This window comes from Roseibium sp. LAB1, from assembly GCF_054658235.1.
In genome coordinates this window covers 74370-91015 of sequence record NZ_BAAGIB010000001.1, presented here as the reverse complement: position 1 = coordinate 91015, position 16646 = coordinate 74370, and the positions used below count along the sequence as shown (strand labels likewise).

Genomic DNA, 16646 nt, shown 5'->3' with positions numbered 1-16646 from the left:
TTGTGTTTTGGGGTCTGTTTGCTCTTGGTTCCTTGTTTTAGCTTGCAGGAACCGTCTCCGCAGACCCGTTGGTTTCGGTTCCTCTGCACCGCAATTCAAGCCGTGTCGGATAACGCTCTTACCTCAACCTTGCATCCTTCAGTGCCTCGAGAAGCAGCTCAGTTTCCTTTTCCTTGTTTCCGCCGGCGTCCGGAACTTCGACGTAGGACACGTTGACGGCATTGTCGGGCCAGGCGAGGACAGCGGTGAAATAGATCCAGACGCCCTTGTTGAAGAATTCCAGATCCAGCGAAATTCGCGGCGTGGTTTCCCACTCGACATCCGCCTGTGCAGCCATGGAATATCGCAGGGAGCCTTCCTTGAAGAAGAGCTCTGCCGACGTCTTGATCAATTCTTCGATATTGCCGTGCTGATCGGTCCGGATGTAGGCGACGAAATCGACCACATCCACCAGTTTCAGATCCTCGATGAATTCGGTCAGAGCGGAGGCTATCGCTTCCTGACGCTGCCGGTCGCATTCCAGTGGCGACGGTTTGTTGCCGTTGCCTTCAGGCATGTCGTGCATTCCCCGGACCTCCAAATACATTAAATTATACAGCAGTTTTGGTCTGGCGTGAGTACACGTAGCAAATGATTTCCGCAACTGCTCTGTAGAATTCCGGCGGGATCATCCTTTCAACTTCTGTAGCGGCGTAGAGAGACCGCGCCAATTGTCGGTCTTCGATCACGGGAATATTGTTCGCCTCGGCGATCTCCCTGATCTTCAGTGCAATCAGATCCTGCCCCTTGGCTACAACAACCGGCGCGGGGTTTTGGTCCCCATCATAGCGCAAAGCGACTGCGAAGTGTGTCGGATTTGCAACAATCAGGGTTGCCTGCGGCACGGCGGACATCATGCGGTTCCGTGCCCGGTCCCGGGCGAGTGAGCGCTGGCGAGCCTTGACGATCGGGTCGCCTTCCATCTGTTTGTGCTCGTCCTTGATCTCCTGCTTGCTCATGCGCAGGTTCTTGCGCCAGTGCGAGCGTGACCAGAGAACATCGACAGTGACCAGTAGAATAGTAACGATGCAGACGCCGGCGATCAGCTTCATGGAAATCTGAAGGATTGCTTCAGGCAGTGCACTTGGATCTGTGAACATGGCGTTGATCAGTTCCGCTTCGTTCGCCCGGAACTGGCCATAGACGATGGCGCTGACCGTGGAGAATTTGAAGACTGCCTTGAGAAACTCCACAAGGCCCTGGGCTCCGAATATCCGGCTCCAGCCCTTCGCAATCGAGAGCTTTGAGACATCCGGCTTGATGCGGTGAAAAACGATACTGGGAGAATTCTGCAAGAACGCGGATGCCAGGCCGGATACCGCGAGCAGCGCGACAATAGGCGCGAGGAACACCATGACCTCGATTGACACCGCGTGGCTGAGCAACAATGCGTCGGCGCTGTTTCCAAGATCCACTCCTCCCGAAAGGTCCAGAAGATGCGTCAGTGTTTGGACGAGTTGACGCGATGCCGAGGTCACAACGAAACTGCCGATCAAGAGGGCTGCGATAAAAGTCGCCAGAACAGGGGCTTCCCGCGAGACCGGGGTGTTGCCCTTTTCTATGGCATCGCTGATCTTTTTCTCGGTCGGTTCCTCTGTTTTTGAATCCTTGTCTTCTTCCGACATCCAGCCACCCGCTGTTCCGGCTCAGAGCTCTTTGGACCGCTTGCAAGAAAAATCAGGCAAAGTAAGCGCCTTCGTCCTGTTTCGGATTGAGCTCGATTTCGCCGCGGGAGGCCATCTCCAACGCGAGGTTGGTGATCGCGCTGCGCGCATCCAGAACATCGCGTTGTGCTGCCGGTTCGCCTGCAGCCAGTTCGTGCTCGGCGATGCGACGTGCGCGAGACGTCAGCGAGGACAGGATCACTTCGCGGAACTGGGCATTTGTGCCTTTCAGTGCCAGAACGATCCGGTCGGTCGGGATTTGATCGAAAATTGCCATGCGGGTCCGGGCATTGAGATTGGTGATGTCGTCGAAGGTAAAGAGCAGGCCCTTCAGAAGTTCCGCCGTCTTCGGCTTGACTTCGTTGAGGTTCTCCAGGGCGTCTTCCATGTGTTCGCGGTCCATCTTGTTGAGAATGTCCGCCATGCGCGCATGGGAGTCAGCTTCCAGGGTGCCGGAAAGGTTGAGCATGAAGTCCTCATGCATCGTCTTTTCGACGTCGCGCATGATTTCAGGTACCACCGCCTTGATCGAGAGCATGCGCCGCACGAGAGAATTGCGCGTCTGGTTGTTGATCTGACCGAGAACCTTTGCGGCTGCGCTCGGCTTTATCTTCGTCAGTATCAGAGCGGCGGTTTGCGGGTGTTCCTTCAAGAGGTAGTTCGCAAATACCGTTTCGGAAACCGTGGTCAACCGGTCCCAGATGGACCGGTTGGAGTTGCCGAGTACGTCTGACATGATGTCGGCAAGCTGGTCGTCCGGCAGAACGCCTTCCAGCATTTTCTCCACTTCGTTTGCCGAACCGTAAAGCGTCGTGCCGTGCGAGAATTGCTCGATGAATTCCTCAGCCAGCCGGTCGAGCTCTTCAGATGCCACCGTTCCGAGCTGGGCCGCGGAGACGGTGATCATCCGGATTTCTTCCTGGTCGAAATGCCGGAGCAGCTTCTGTGAACTGGTCTTGCCGAGCGACAGCAGCAGGGCAGCCACGCGTTGTGTTCCGTTCATCCTGCGGGCAGGCGGAGCCGGCGGCTTGGCCAGGTTGGCAGCGGTCGCAGCGGCGGCGTTTGCGGAGTTCATCATTTTGTCACTTCAATCCTAAGGAGAAAGCCTTGGGCAAACCGGAGAAGGTGGAGCCGGAGTGATCCGGCTTCAGATGTCCAGACCGCCGGCCTGGGCGCTGATGATCTCCGTCAGCGAAACGCCGAAGCGGGAATTGTCGTCTTCAACGACCACCACTTCACCCCGTGCGATGACACGGCCATTGACCACTATGTCGATCGGTTCACCGACACGGTGATTAAGCGGAATGACAGCGCCCCGGCCGAGTTTCAGAAGATTGGACACCAGCATGGTTGCGGACCCCAGAACCACCTGGATATTGACCGGAATTCCAAGGATGGTGTCCAGATTACGGTCGTCACCAATGGTGTCGCTACCCTGGTTCTTTTCCGGCGACTCGACCTTGGCGAAGCTTGCGGCATCTGCCGGACGGGTTTTCGGGCCTTTTTCAGCGTCGATATGATCGATAATGGTGTCGGACATTACATCTTATCCTTCTGGTTCATGGAGACCGTGCGGAACGGGCTTTGCAGCGAGTTGTCTATGCGGTGGACCCGTGTCGGTGCGGGTTGGATGGGCTGGCCGCGATGAATGGTTGTTTCCTTGCGGCTTCCGGCGAGAGCTGCACCGGCTGCAGCCGCAGCGGACTGGTCGCCTGAAGTGTCTTCGGCGAAGATGTCGATATCGTCCCGGACGGGTGCATAGCGTTTCGGGTCATGCAGGACGGCGGTCGCCTTGGAGAGCTCCTTCAGCTCCGCGCGCAGCACGGATTGCTGGCGTTTTGCCTCACGGGTCAGACCGTCGATTTCTGCGATCAGCTCTCGTGCATCGTCCATCCTGTTGCCAAGAGCGTTGAGGATCTGGGCACCCTTGACGTTGATCTCCTGGATTGAGACCTCGATGCCGTCGAGCGCGAGGGCGGTCTGATCGAAGATACGCTGGTAATCTTCGTGGTAGCTGCCAAGACGGCGCAGTTCCCGGTGCATGGCAAGCATCCGGATCGTGGTCGCGACCAGCGCGAGCAGGAGGACGCCATCAACGATTGCGGAGATCATCGAACAGATCCTTTTCTTCCTCATGGATGAGCTCATCGATCTGCAACGTGTAGGATCCGTTCAGCTGTCCGAGTTGGCAGGTGAAGACGGGTTGATCGTTGCAGGCCAGTGTGACCGGAGAGCGTGCCGTCGCCTGTAGTTCGATGACCTGTCCGACTCTGAGGTTCGACAGATCACCGAGCGACATTTCGCGTTCTTCGAGAATGGCTTCCAGCTTGACTTCGGTTCGCTGGATCTCGTTGTGGAAATGCTGGGTCCACTGTTTGTCGCGGCTCGACATTTCACCGGACAGTACCTGGGACAGGCGTTGCCGCAACGGGTTGAGCGTGGAGTGCGGCATGACGATGAACACTTCGCCGCCGCGGCCGATTGCCTGTTGCAGCAGCCGGGCAACCACGGCCGGGTTGTTCCGCCGACCGACAACCGCGAAGTCCATGCGGCTTTCGATGCGCTCGATCTTCAGCGTTGTTTCGGCAATCGGGGCAAAGCTCTCGGCCAGTGCTTTGGAGGCTACCTCGAACATGGTGCGCGCGATCCGCGTTTCGATGTTCGAGAAGGGGCGCTCGTCGTCGATAGGAGGCTCGGTGCCGTCAGCACCGAAGAGGACATCCACCAGTGTGAAGATGAAGTCCCGGTCGAAGCCGACGAGTACACGGGCGTCCCATTCCGGAGAATAAAGCACCGCGACCAGAGCATTGGATTCGAACTCGTCGAGGACGTCGCCGATGCGATTGTTTTCAACGTAGCTTACCGAGATGTAGGACGGTGAAGGGGACTTCTGGCGCATGGCGTCGGCCATCAGGCGGGCCATGCGGTCGAACACCACCGGAAGCATCGGCAGGCGGTCAACGGAAATCCCGGCGGCATCCAGCAGACGGTCGGCGATCATCGCGCGTTCGGAGCTGGAAGCATTGGAGCTTGCGGTTGCTGCTTCGATCATGGCTTAGGCCGCTCCCTGCAGGTCCTGGACGTTGTCGGCGCCAGCGCCGCCTCCGGCACTCATGGTCTCGTTCTCGACTTCATCGATTGTCGGGCGGTCGTAGTCGGAAATGGTCTTGCGACCGTGTTCCAGGGCGATCTGCGGATCTGCGCCGTTCATGAAGGCAAGCAGGGTCTGTTTGACGACAATGTAGGTACGCAGGCGGCTCTCACGGACGTTGCGGATCTTGGAAGCGATCGGGCCGAACAGCGAGTAGGAGAAGAAAATTCCGACAAACGTGCCCACGAGTGCTGCACCAATCAGACTGCCCAGCAACTGGGGAGACTGGTCGATGGCGCCCATGGCCTTGATGACACCGAGCACGGCGGCGATGATGCCGATAGCGGGCAGCGCGTCAGCTATGCTGCTCATGGCATGGTACGGCTTCATCTGGTCGCGGTGGATCGTGTGAAGTTCTTCGTCGACCAGCGCCTCAATTTCATGAGCGCGGGCATTTCCGACGATGATCAGCCGGAAATAGTCGCAGATGAAGGTTGTCAGGCTGGCATTGCGCAGGACCGACGGATACTTCTGGAAAATCGGTGAAGTATTCGGGTCTTCGATGTGCGGCTCGACCTGGTTGCGGCCCTTGGCGCGCAACTCACGCATCAGGCCGTAAAGAAGTGCCAGAACATCTAGATATTCCCGCTTGTTGGGAACTGCGTTGCGCAGCGCATCCGACACGGCAACCAGGGTTCCCCTGATTACTTTCATTGGATTGGCAACGACAAAAGCACCGATAGCGACGCCAAGAATAATGACGAGCTCCCACGGCTGCCAGAGGACGGAGACCTTGCCTCCGAGAGCGGCAAAGCCGCCGATAAGGGACGCGCCCGCTATGATCAGGCCGATAAGAATAGTCACCTAACAGCTCCCAACTGGTGTGGATTGCAACTCTGATTGGGAGGACGCTAGCGGCCGAGACTTGCCTGAAGCTGACGCGCAAATGCCTTTTGAAAATCATCACCGGCCGTCAGCCTGGCGTAAGGTTTGCGAGTGACTGTTTCCCGAACGCCTGCCCACCATGGGCCCGCTATGGGGATAGAACCATGATCAATACATTGAGCCAGGTTCAGCTGGTCAGAACCAATATGGAACGCTCGCTGAAGACGGTCGCAGCGGACCCTATGGTCGAACGTCAAACCGAATATTATCGCGAGAACATCCGCAATATTAAGTCCATCGACGAATTCCTGGCTGATGATCGCATCTTCAACTACGCGATGACTGCCATGGGTCTGGAGGACATGATCTACGCCAAGGCATTCATTCGGAAAGTGCTGGAAGAAGGCACGGACGAACGTGGCGCCTTTGCCAATCAGCTGGCCGACACCAAGTACAAGAATTTCGCCGAAACCTTCAATTTCAAGCGGTATGGCGAAACGACGACTTCTTTCGCCCGGACGCAGGACGCAATTGTTCAGAAGTATCATCGACAGACACTGGAAGTGCGCGAGGGTGAACAAAACCAGGGTGTCCGTCTGGCGCTCTACTTCGAACGCCGTGCGCCCGATATCACCAACGCGTACGATGTTCTGGCCGACCGCGCGCTAGCCGAGGCCGTTTATACTTCGCTTGGCCTGCCGCAGGAATTCGCGATGACCGACATCGACAAGCAGGCTGCCTATCTGGAAGAGCGTCTCGATTTCAGCAAGTTTGGAGATGCCGATTATCTTGCGAAATTCCTCAACCGGTTTTCCGCTCTTTATGATCTCTCGAACGGCCCGACAGGAAGCACGTCGCCGACATTGGCGCTGTTCGGCAATGGTCGAGGTGTCATTCCGATGGGCGAGGGGCTTCTGGCCAGTCTTCAAAATTTCCGTCTCGGAGGCTTTTGATCCATGGAATCCGCTCTCTACGTTGCACTCTCTGCGCAAGTTGCCCTGTCCAACCGCCTGGAAACGGTGGCTCGTAACGTCGCAAACATGAATACCGCCGGCTACCGTGCGGACGAAGTCAAGTTCGCCGAGCTGGTCTCAAAGGCGGGGCAGGACAAGGTCAGTTTCTCTACCGGTGGTGAGAAGTACATTTCGCGGCAGTACGGCAGTTTGAACAAGACCGACAACCCGCTGGACCTCGCCGTGGAGGGCGAAGCCTGGTTCGCGATCCGTGATCTCAACGGCAACCTGTCCTATACAAGGGACGGACGTCTGCAGATCGGTTCGGACGGAACCTTGCGTACCTTGACTGGACAGCAGATCCTGGGATCCGGTGGACAACCGATCGCGCTCGATCCGGATGCCGGAACGCCCTTGATCACACAGTCGGGCGAGATTTCTCAAAACGATGTCGGGATAGTCGGGCAGGTAGGGTTGTTCCTGATCCCTGACGATGCCCAGCTCACGCGCGCCGAAAACTCGGCAGTCATTCCAGACAAGCCGGTTATCCCGGTGCAGACCTATGACAGAAACGGGGTCCGCCAAGGCTACGTCGAAGGGGCGAACATCAATCCCGTTCGCGAAATGACCAAGATGATCATGATCTCACGTGCTTTTGAAAGTGCGACGAAGATGATCGACACCAGCAACGAAAGCCAGGAAAAGGCCATTCGCGAACTGGGGGCAACTTCATGACGGCCGTGGATGCAACACAGGCAGTCGGCAAACCGCTGGACCTAAATACAGTTATGGATGGACCGGGCGTGAGAACAGCGCGCGCCGGTTCGCATACTCAGGCTGAAAAATCTTCTTTCAGCTTTGGCGACTTCATCGATGTCGTCAATCCGCTGCAGCATATTCCGGGGATCGCCGAACTTTACCGTTCCGTGACAAACGACGAGATTTCGGACAACGCACGCAAGGCCGGCAATGCTCTATATGGGTTCGCGCTTGGGGGGCCTGTTGGCCTGGGGGCCATGCTTGCCTATAACGAAGTCGGCGACCGCATGAAAGCAGGTAGTGAACCGCAAACCCCACAGCCAGTCGCAGTGGCAGAAGCCGCTCCTGCAAAAGAATCCAACCCTGTCAGTGATATCCCGGTGCCGGCGCGCAAACCCGGAATTGCGCCGGCAACTACTGAAAAAGATCAGACAGCTTTGTCACCCATGCTCGGTGAAACGGTGGCGTCGGCAGGTCTCAGGAATGCGTCGCCTCAAGCACTTGTCGATCTCCTCCACACTGGTGAGGCGGCAACCGGGCAGAAGACAGACGCAACAAAACCGTTAGGCAAGCCAGGAACCGCAGATGCTTCTTCCGTCTCCTATCTGGAGATGCCTGAGGGCGACGCAGCCATCGGACCGGTTATGCCTGACGAGCAGGGACTTGACCGTCTGGCGTCACACAAATCCAACCATCTGCCACTCGATGTCTTGAAAGCTCTGCAGGAACGCCATGCCGAACGCTCCGCATCTGAACGCACTTGACCAAATCTCCGCGTCGCTGGTGGCCCTTGAGACTGAAATAGGGCCGGTAAAACTCAGCGGGCGGGTTACCCAGGTTTCTTCCGAGTCCATCCGTGTCTCCGGGCTGTCCCGTGTGGTCTGCCTGGGTGATCTGGTGCAGTTCGAAGGACGTGCCGGCATTCGGCAAGGCGAAATCATCCGCCTTGACCAGAAGGATGTGGTGATCAAGCCGCTTGAGCGGGTGACCGACATCGGCATCGGCAGCGTTGCTTCCGTGATGGGCGGGCTTGCCATCCATCCGGACATGAGCTGGCGCGGGCGGATCGTGAATGCGCTCGGTGAACCGATCGACGGAGCCGGAGCGCTTGCCCATGGGGTCGAAGCGTTTCTCCTGGATCGAGCACCTCCACCTGCGATGAACAGGAACAAGATTTCCGAAGGCGTTCGAACAGGGGTGCGGGTGATCGACCTGTTCACCCCGCTCTGCGTCGGTCAGCGTGTCGGCGTTTTCGCTGGGTCTGGTGTCGGCAAGTCCACCTTGCTCGGCATGCTGGCCGGGTTCGGTGATTTCGATACGGTTGTTGTCGGTCTGGTTGGGGAACGAGGCCGCGAAGTACGAGAGTTCATCGACGATATTCTCGGTGAGACATTGGCGCATTCCGTCGTTGTCGCTTCGACTGGTGACGAAAGTGCCATGCAGCGCCGGCTGGCGCCCAAGACGGCAATGAGTGTCGCGGAGTATTTTCGCGCCCAAGGCCACAAGGTTCTGCTCATTCTGGATTCCGCCACCCGTTTTGCACACGCCGCGCGGGATGTGGCGCTTGCAGCCGGCGAGCCACCGGTCGCGCGCGGGTTTCCGCCAAGTGTCTTTGCCGATCTTGCCCGTCTGATTGAACGGGCCGGACCGGGCAGCAACGGTGAAGGGTCGATCACCGGGATCTTTTCCGTACTTGTTGACGGTGACGACCATAACGATCCGGTGTCCGATGCCATCCGAGGCCTTCTGGACGGGCATATCGTCCTCGACCGGCAAATTGCGGAATCGGGTCACTATCCGCCTGTCAGCGTGTTGAAATCCACATCGCGTCTGGCAGATCGTGCGTGGACGCAGGATCAGCAGGATCTGATCCACCGTATCAAGGGGCTGATCTCCTATTACGAGGACACCAAGGACCTCCGCCTGATGGGGGGCTTCCAGACTGCGGGCGATGAGAAACTGGAAAAGGCTTGCAGGCTGGTACCCAGGATCTACGAGGCGCTGCGACAGCGCTCGGACCAGGTGGCGCCCTCCGATCCCTTTGCTGACTTGGCTCAGGCTTTAGCTTCCGATACGTAAACTATTTTCCACATCTCTAGTATAAATACGAAATTGCCGCCTTGTCAGGCGGCGATTTTTGTATATATCAATGTTACATCTTATTAAGGATCGTGGAAAAACGCGGTACTTGGCATTTTAATAAATTTTTCTCTCAGTTTGTTGGTAATGTCCTCGATTTTTTATTTAGTTTTCTATGTGGATATAAGAACTTCCGCCACTATAATTTCTGAAATAGTTGTCTGGTTAGGGAAGAAACGTTGACCTTGTGAAGCTCCAAAATTACGGATTCTACATTGGTAAAATCCAAGGGGCTGATATGTTCATAATAGTAGACTCACGAGAGATAGTGACCGCAGGCTATGCCTCGGCATTCGACCGGGAAGGCTATGCCTCCCTGGAACTTCAACCATCGGAACTTTTAGACTGGCTTGAAATCACCTGTTCTCAGGATCTGGGTTCGGTTGATGCAATCCTGCTGGGAGAGTGTGAGGAAAGGTGCGGCTACGTTTCGTCGATCCGCAGCCGGTGTCCGGAAGCCCAGATCGTGGCTTTGGAAGATACCGGCAACCTTGAGAGCACACTCGATCTGTTCTCTGCAGGAATGGACGACGTCTTGAAAAAGCCGGTTCATGTCCGGGAGATCATTGCCCGTGTCGGAGCCTTCCGCCGCAGGATCACTTCCCGGAACAATTCCGCAGGCACGGGAGCAATCGAAGTGTTCTTCGACGGTCGCGATCCGGTCGTTGGAGGAGATGTCATGGAACTGCCGCGTCGCGAACGCCGCATTCTGGAGTATCTCGTCAAGAACAAGGGGCGGCGTGTTACCAAGACCCAGATTTTCAACGCTGTGTACGGTGTGATGAATGATGGCGTGGACGAATGTGTCGTTGAGAGCCACATTTCAAAGTTGCGCAAGAAACTGCGGAAGAAACTGGGATACGACGCAATCGAGTCGACACGCTATATCGGCTATATGCTGAAGGACGCCACATCCACCAAGCAGAAGGTTGCAGACACCCGGCGTCAGGTCCAGGCCTCGCCAGCAACAGCGCACGCAGTCGAAATGGTTCCGACAGATGCACGCGCTTCCAGCAAGCCGTTCTTGTCGGTGGTCAATGCCTGATCGGAATAAGCTCCGGTTTTGAAGACCTTGCAAGGAACAGTAAATTGCAATGTCAACGATCGAGCGGACTGGCATGAGAGTTTTGCCGGAAACAATTGCATGATGCGATGCCGCTCAAATTCGTCGAGTTCTAGACTTTTACAGATGCAAGACTTGCTATTTCGATACAGAAAGAAGGCAGTTTCAATTTACAATTGATTTTTATGGAAAATTTAGAAAACCTACCCAGAATATACGACACACTGACGCTCTGATCACACGACATCCGCCGCGCGGGTCTGTTGACGGGGCAAGGGGCTATGTTGATGTGTCTGTGAATCAAGTATTGAAGAAACGGTCCGCAGAGGCGGTTCGGTTTTCGTCCTTGACCGGAAGCCATGTGAACCTGTTGTTTGGCTGGTTTTATATGAGCGGGTACGGACACCATGATTTGAGGTGGGCGTTTTGACACTGAACGGCACTACGTCGTTGCCATACACTCCAAAGGAGATGGGCCGGGCCAGCCTGTCCCGGACCTTCATTCTTTATACTCTCGGTCTGTTTGCCGTTCTCGGCGTCATTTTCATCGGCATCCTCACCAAGATCACCTGGGACGCTTCCCACGCGCGCGCCATTCGGGTGACCGAGGCCTTTTTTCAGGCAACGAAGCGTCCGTTCGAGCGCGCCATCTGGACTGTCAATGCAGATGCGACGCTGCAGCTTATCCGCGGGCTTGAAAGTCTCGAGGTTGTCGAGAAAGTCTGGGTCGAAACACCCGATACAGGTAATTTCGGTGAGCCGGTCGTCGGCCCTCGCGCGGCCGAGGCGCTCAGCTATACGCTCAATTCGCCAAGCACCATTCTGCACAAGGATGCCATCGGTCAGGTGTTCATTCTCATTGACCGAAACACAATTTCCTATGAGATCGTCTCCACCGTCGGCTTCATCGTCACGGCGATCATCGTCTATCTGCTCCTGCTTGCGCTGGTTATCAGGACCGTCTTTCGCCGTCTCATCGGGCAGCCGCTTTCCGCGATTGTCGAATATCTGTCGACACCGCGCCTGATCGAAGATCCTCCCAAAGCCGAACTTATGCCGGGACGGGCCGACGAGATCGGCATTCTGGCCGCCAGCCTCCAGTCCATGGTTCAGCGCCGCCATCTGGATTTGCAGAAGATTCAAGAATACCAGACCAACCTCGAGGACCTGGTGGCCCATCGGACGGAGCAGCTCAAGTTGGTGCAGGAAGAGCTCATTCAGGCAGACAATCTCGCCGCCCTTGGCGCGCTTGTGGCCGGGGTCTCTCACGAATTGAACACACCTCTTGGCAATGCATTGATGGCGGCGACGACCATCAAGGATTCAACCGGTTACTTGCGCACCGAACTGGAAGAGCAGAAACTGAGCAAGGAAGCGCTCGAAAACGAAGTCGAACGCATTTCCGACACGGCTCAGATCATCGAGAAAACGCTTGGCCGGGCGCGTGAACTAGTGGGTAATTTCCGGCAGGTGGCGGTTGACCGGCAGAGCGAGAAGAAACGGGCTTTCAATTTCGACCACATCATCCGTGAAACGCTCGCAACATTGCAGCCGACGCTCAAGAAAACACCCTTCAAGGTAGAGCTTGATCTTCGTGCGGACGAAATCATCGACAGCTATCCCGGCGCTGTCAGCCAGCTCGTCTCGAATTTCGTCGAAAATGCGATCAAACACGGTTACGAGGGGCGTAGCGAAGGTTTGATCAAGTTGTCCTCCCAGGTGATTCATCCGAAGGACGTGGGGGGCGGCAATTCGAAAGAACGCAAGATTATCTTCAAATGCCAGGATTTCGGTGTAGGCATTCCGGAAAAGAATCTGAAAAAAGTATTCGAGCCCTTCTTCACGACGAAGTTCGGCAAAGGAGGATCCGGTTTAGGGATGGCGATTTGTTACCAACTGGTCACGGAAGCCCTGAACGGAACCATCTCCGTGTCTTCGAGTTTCGGCTCAGGTACGGAATTCATAATCGAATTCCCGGCCATGGCTGTTCAGGACACCAGGAAGCCGCTCGGACAGAAGGTGCATTGACATGGTGATGGACTTTCTCGCCCCCTCAGAGCCTGAAGTGAAGAAGATCACCAAGGCACCCTGGAAGATCCTGATCGTCGATGACGATCCCGATGTGCATGAGGTCACCAAGATTGCGGTTGGCGGATGCATTTTCGAAAATCGTCCGTTTGAACTGTTGCATGCCCTGTCGGCTCAGGAAGCCCGGGAAATTCTGGTAAAACACTCGGATATTGCTGTCGCGCTCGTTGATGTCGTCATGGAAAGCGATACGGCAGGACTGGGGCTGGTAAGCTGGATTCGCTCCGAACTCGGCAATCATTTTACGCGGTTGATCTTGCGCACCGGTCAGCCGGGCTATGCGCCGCAGACCGACGTGATCATGAAGTTCGATATCGATGGCTACACCGAAAAGGCCGAGCTTTCGAGAACCAAGCTGATCACGGCCATCGTCACCGGTCTGCGTGGCTACAAGCTCGTCATGTCGCTTGAGACCAATCGCAAGAAACTCAAGCAGTTGAACGAACATTTTGCAGCGATCGTGGAGAAGAACGCGCTGAGCGAATTCGCTGCAGCTGTGCTGAAGCATTTTACGGTTCTGGTCGGTCAGCCTGTCGATAGCTTGTTGTGCGGCCTGGAAACGCTTCCCGACTATGGATCATTCGACAAGTCGAATATCCGTGTTCTTGCCGCCACCGGAAACTTTGAAGACAAGATCGATCTGCCGGTGGAAGTGATCAGCGACGACGCCATCCGCAATGCAGTGGCAAGGTGTGTTGAAAGCCAGGCAAGCTGTGCGTCGCCCAAGGGGCTGGCGCTGCCGCTCGTTACTCGCAACGGCATGACAGGTGCGCTCTATCTCGGCATTTCCGAGGAACTTCTCGAAGAACTTGTCGGGGCGGAAGTGGTGCAGCTTTTCGTTTCCAATGTTGCGCTTGGATATGAGAAGACGGGGCTCCTGGAACATATTCGCAATCTGGCCTACGTCGACCGCATCACCGGCCTTTCGACTTTTTCCGGGTTCATCGAGACGTTTCAAAGACATGCGGCCAACGGATCGAAGCTCCTGGTCGTTCATTCCGACATCCATCGGTTCCGGGTCATTGTAGACGGGATTGGCGACGAAAAGGCCGGTGCCGTTCTGAAACGGACGGGCCACCGGCTGTCGCAGACGTTTCCCGACGCACTCACCATTGCCCGTAAGGAAAAGGACGAGTTCCTGATCCTCCTGAAGGGCGGTGAGGAAAACACGATTCAGGATGTGGTTGCGCGGGTCGAGGAAGCTTTCCAGCAACCGATTACGCTGGAAGACAACCAGATTACGCTTCGGCTTCGACTGGGGTTCGCCTCGACACACACCGAGGCGCAAAGCGCAGAGCAACTGGTGCGCTTTGCCTCCATAGCGCTCAACGACGTTCGCCAGAAGGGTGTAACCAACCACGCGGTTTTTCATCCGCTCATGCAGGAAGCTGCCTTTGAGCGTCTGCGGCTCGCTTCGCTTCTGACCGGATCCTCCAACCAGACAAAATTCTCGCTGAACTATCAGCCGATCATGCTGGCGCGGGATGAAAGCCTTGCATCCTTCGAAGCCCTGATGAGGTTCCGTACGCCGAACGGAACGTTCCTCAACACGGCCCGGATGATCGAAGCTGCCGAAGCAAGCGGTCTCATCACCGAGATCGGTGCCTGGATGTTCAAGACGTCCTTCGCCGAATTCAAAGGTTTGTCGGAAATATCCAACGACGTTCGCCTGAATGTGAACCTGTCGCCCAGGCAGGTTCAGGCCAACCGGATTTACAAGGACATAGAGGATGCGGCCTCGGCAGCCGAATTGCCTCTTGACCGACTGGTATTTGAAGTAACGGAAGGTCTGTTCCTGAGTAACGATCAGGTGACCTTGTCCTTGCTGACCTGGCTGCGCGACAAGGGGGCGCGTATCGTTATCGACGATTTCGGCACCGGGTATTCCTCGTTCAGTTACCTGCGCAAACTTCCCGTCGACGGTATCAAGATCGACCGGAGCTTCATCATGAACATGGATCAGGATGCAGATGCGCTTGCTGTTGTGAAATCGATCATCGCGGTTGCGCAGGCCCTGGATCTGAACGTCACTGCAGAAGGTGTTGAAACGGTGGCACAGAGAAACATCATGCAGGAGCTTCATTGCGACTACCTGCAGGGCTATCTGTATGCCAAACCCCTGGCGATGACGGAACTGTCCGGTTTCATCCAGAAGGCCGTCGAGCCGGGCGTGGCCTTCGGCTAAAGCAGTTTATCCGTTTGCGTATCCAACTCTGGCCGGAACTGTCAGGACAACTGCGCCAATGTGGCGCATACTGTGGTAGCTAGGTCATAATTAGGTTGGAAGAGACCAGACAGCCCGCCAAGGATTGCGTTCTGCAATTCTGTTCACATAAGCGATTGAAAATTTGTACGAAACACGCTCTCATGCGGGAAAACGTGTTTGCGACGAACGCGGCAATCGCGTTGAATGTCGACTGAACCTTTGCAAAAATGCGCCAAAGCGCAACTTGGGGAGAAAACATATGGATATGAGCGGCTCCCACCGGATTCCGGCCAAACGGGAAACCGTTTGGCAAGCGCTGAACGATCCGGACGTCCTGAAGGCCTGCATCCCAGGCTGTGAAAGCCTTGAAAAGACCTCAGACACCGAAATGACCGCCGCGGTCACTTCGAAAATCGGGCCTGTCAAAGCCAAGTTCAAAGGTGAAGTCACCCTTGAGAACATCAACCCTCCGGAAAGCTATACGATCGCGGGTGAAGGCAAGGGCGGTGTCGCCGGATTTGCCAAGGGCTCAGCGGATGTAAAGCTAACAGAGGACGGTGACGAAACCATACTGTCCTATGAAGCCAAGGCCCAGGTCGGCGGCAAGCTCGCCCAGCTTGGCAGCCGGCTGATCGATTCAACCGCGAAGAAGATGGCGGAAGAGTTTTTCACGAAGTTTTCCGAGATGGTCGGCTCGCCGTCTGGGCAGGACGGAGCTGCAGCCAGTGTCGATGATGATCTGGATCCGGGCGTGGCCGAAGAGGCCAAGCGGATCGCAATCGAGGATTCGCCTGGTGAAGTCATGCATGCGATCGAGGATGCAGAGCATGCGGTCGAGGAGAAGATCCATCAGGCGGAACAAAATATCGAAGCCGCTGCGGGACGCAACGTGTTCGGCGGCCCCATGGTTTGGGGGCTTGTATTGCTCGCAGCCGTAATTGTCGTGCTTGCACTTGCAAGTTGACCCGGCCGGACAAATCTTGAAATGATCGGGCTCTGACAATTTTGGACGCGCCAGAGCCCCAGCACAAAACACGGTGACAAGCCGGGAAATTAGGTCAGTGGAGCACAATCTGGTTTGATTGGTCTTCCATACGCTGGTCTGGACCGGGCTTTCAAAAGATCTCGCCTGTAATCGTTTGCAGGCAGTCGTTCTTGAAAGCGCTGGATCAGGGAATTTCATGAGGGAGAGGAATTCATGTCGAAAGTATCGATGGTATTGAACGGCAAGACGGTTTCGGCTGATGTCGAAGACCGGACGCTGCTCGTATCGTTTATCCGGGATGTGCGCGGACTGACTGGCACGCACGTGGGCTGCGACACTTCGCAATGCGGTGCCTGCGTCGTGCATGTCAACGGCAAGGCCGTGAAATCCTGCACCATGCTTGCCGCCCAGGCAGACGGTGCGGACGTGGTGACACTTGAAGGGATCGGTACCGCCGATAACCTGCATCCGGTTCAGGCGGCCTTCCGCGAACACCACGGGCTTCAGTGCGGGTTCTGCACACCCGGCATGATCATGACCGCCGTGGACATGATCAACCGTCATGGCGCCGGCAAACTCGACGAGGCAACCATTCGCCACGAGCTTGAAGGTAACATCTGCCGTTGCACCGGTTATCACAACATCGTCAAGGCGATCAAAGCCGCCTCTGATCAAATGGCCGGCATGGCTCAGGCTGCCGAATAACGGCACCGGTCTGAACTCCCAAAAATGATGCGCGGATCCGTTCGCGCAGCAGGACAGCAAGACCTATCA

At 56.2% G+C, this 16646-nt stretch carries 16 protein-coding genes; 9 read left to right on the top strand and 7 right to left on the bottom strand.

Annotated elements, in window-relative coordinates; translation table 11 throughout:
• Positions 1-118 precede the first annotated feature (118 nt).
• The 7 genes from ACYQ54_RS00415 to motA form a co-directional block, all read right to left on the bottom strand.
• Positions 119-565 (bottom strand): hypothetical protein, encoded by a 447-nt coding sequence (locus ACYQ54_RS00415; protein WP_460078322.1) that lies wholly within the window; start codon positions 563-565, stop codon positions 119-121.
• Between the two features lie 25 nt (positions 566-590).
• Positions 591-1664 (bottom strand): flagellar biosynthesis protein FlhB, encoded by a 1074-nt coding sequence (flhB, locus tag ACYQ54_RS00410; RefSeq protein WP_460078320.1) that lies wholly within the window; start codon positions 1662-1664, stop codon positions 591-593.
• A gap of 52 nt (positions 1665-1716) precedes the next feature.
• Positions 1717-2781: a flagellar motor switch protein FliG gene (locus ACYQ54_RS00405; protein WP_460078317.1), complete on the bottom strand. Its 1065-nt coding sequence runs from the start codon at positions 2779-2781 to the stop codon at positions 1717-1719.
• A 69-nt stretch (positions 2782-2850) separates the two neighbouring features.
• Positions 2851-3243, bottom strand: coding sequence for a flagellar motor switch protein FliN (fliN, locus tag ACYQ54_RS00400; RefSeq protein ID WP_460078314.1), 393 nt, complete (start codon positions 3241-3243; stop codon positions 2851-2853).
• Positions 3243-3815, bottom strand: a complete 573-nt coding sequence (locus tag ACYQ54_RS00395) for a hypothetical protein (protein WP_460078313.1) — start codon at positions 3813-3815, stop codon at positions 3243-3245. Before ACYQ54_RS00395 ends, fliN begins: the two co-directional genes overlap by 1 nt.
• Positions 3796-4755: a flagellar motor switch protein FliM gene (locus ACYQ54_RS00390; protein ID WP_460078311.1), complete on the bottom strand. Its 960-nt coding sequence runs from the start codon at positions 4753-4755 to the stop codon at positions 3796-3798. The genes ACYQ54_RS00395 and ACYQ54_RS00390 overlap by 20 nt, the downstream gene beginning before the upstream one ends.
• A gap of 3 nt (positions 4756-4758) precedes the next feature.
• On the bottom strand, positions 4759-5658 hold the full coding sequence (gene motA / locus ACYQ54_RS00385; protein ID WP_460078308.1) for a flagellar motor stator protein MotA: 900 nt from the start codon (positions 5656-5658) through the stop codon (positions 4759-4761).
• A gap of 185 nt (positions 5659-5843) precedes the next feature.
• Between motA and ACYQ54_RS00380 the strand changes: the two genes are divergently transcribed.
• The 9 genes from ACYQ54_RS00380 to ACYQ54_RS00340 all read left to right on the top strand — a co-directional run bounded on the left by ACYQ54_RS00380 (position 5844) and on the right by ACYQ54_RS00340 (position 16577).
• The gene (locus ACYQ54_RS00380) at positions 5844-6632 is read left to right on the top strand and encodes a DUF1217 domain-containing protein (protein ID WP_460078307.1); all 789 of its coding nucleotides are present in this window, start codon (positions 5844-5846) and stop codon (positions 6630-6632) included.
• Positions 6633-6635: 3 nt separating this feature from the next.
• Entirely contained in the window at positions 6636-7367 is a 732-nt protein-coding gene (gene flgF, locus ACYQ54_RS00375) for a flagellar basal-body rod protein FlgF (protein WP_460078305.1), read from the top strand.
• Positions 7364-8155 (top strand): hypothetical protein, encoded by a 792-nt coding sequence (locus ACYQ54_RS00370; RefSeq protein ID WP_460078303.1) that lies wholly within the window; start codon positions 7364-7366, stop codon positions 8153-8155. The genes flgF and ACYQ54_RS00370 overlap by 4 nt, the downstream gene beginning before the upstream one ends.
• Entirely contained in the window at positions 8124-9470 is a 1347-nt protein-coding gene (locus tag ACYQ54_RS00365; RefSeq protein ID WP_460078301.1) for a FliI/YscN family ATPase, read from the top strand. The genes ACYQ54_RS00370 and ACYQ54_RS00365 overlap by 32 nt, the downstream gene beginning before the upstream one ends.
• 328 nt (positions 9471-9798) lie before the next feature.
• Positions 9799-10575 carry a response regulator transcription factor gene (locus ACYQ54_RS00360; RefSeq protein WP_460078299.1) on the top strand — a complete coding sequence of 259 codons (777 nt, stop codon included), beginning with the start codon at positions 9799-9801 and terminating at the stop codon, positions 10573-10575.
• A 468-nt stretch (positions 10576-11043) separates the two neighbouring features.
• Positions 11044-12621, top strand: a complete 1578-nt coding sequence (locus ACYQ54_RS00355; protein ID WP_460078296.1) for a sensor histidine kinase — start codon at positions 11044-11046, stop codon at positions 12619-12621.
• Position 12622: 1 nt separating this feature from the next.
• Positions 12623-14866: a bifunctional diguanylate cyclase/phosphodiesterase gene (locus ACYQ54_RS00350; protein WP_460078295.1), complete on the top strand. Its 2244-nt coding sequence runs from the start codon at positions 12623-12625 to the stop codon at positions 14864-14866.
• Positions 14867-15146: 280 nt separating this feature from the next.
• A complete protein-coding gene (locus ACYQ54_RS00345) occupies positions 15147-15851 on the top strand; it encodes an SRPBCC family protein (protein WP_460078292.1) in 705 nt (234 codons plus the stop codon).
• A 234-nt stretch (positions 15852-16085) separates the two neighbouring features.
• Entirely contained in the window at positions 16086-16577 is a 492-nt protein-coding gene (locus ACYQ54_RS00340; RefSeq protein ID WP_460078290.1) for a (2Fe-2S)-binding protein, read from the top strand.
• The last annotated feature ends 69 nt before the right edge of the window (positions 16578-16646 follow it).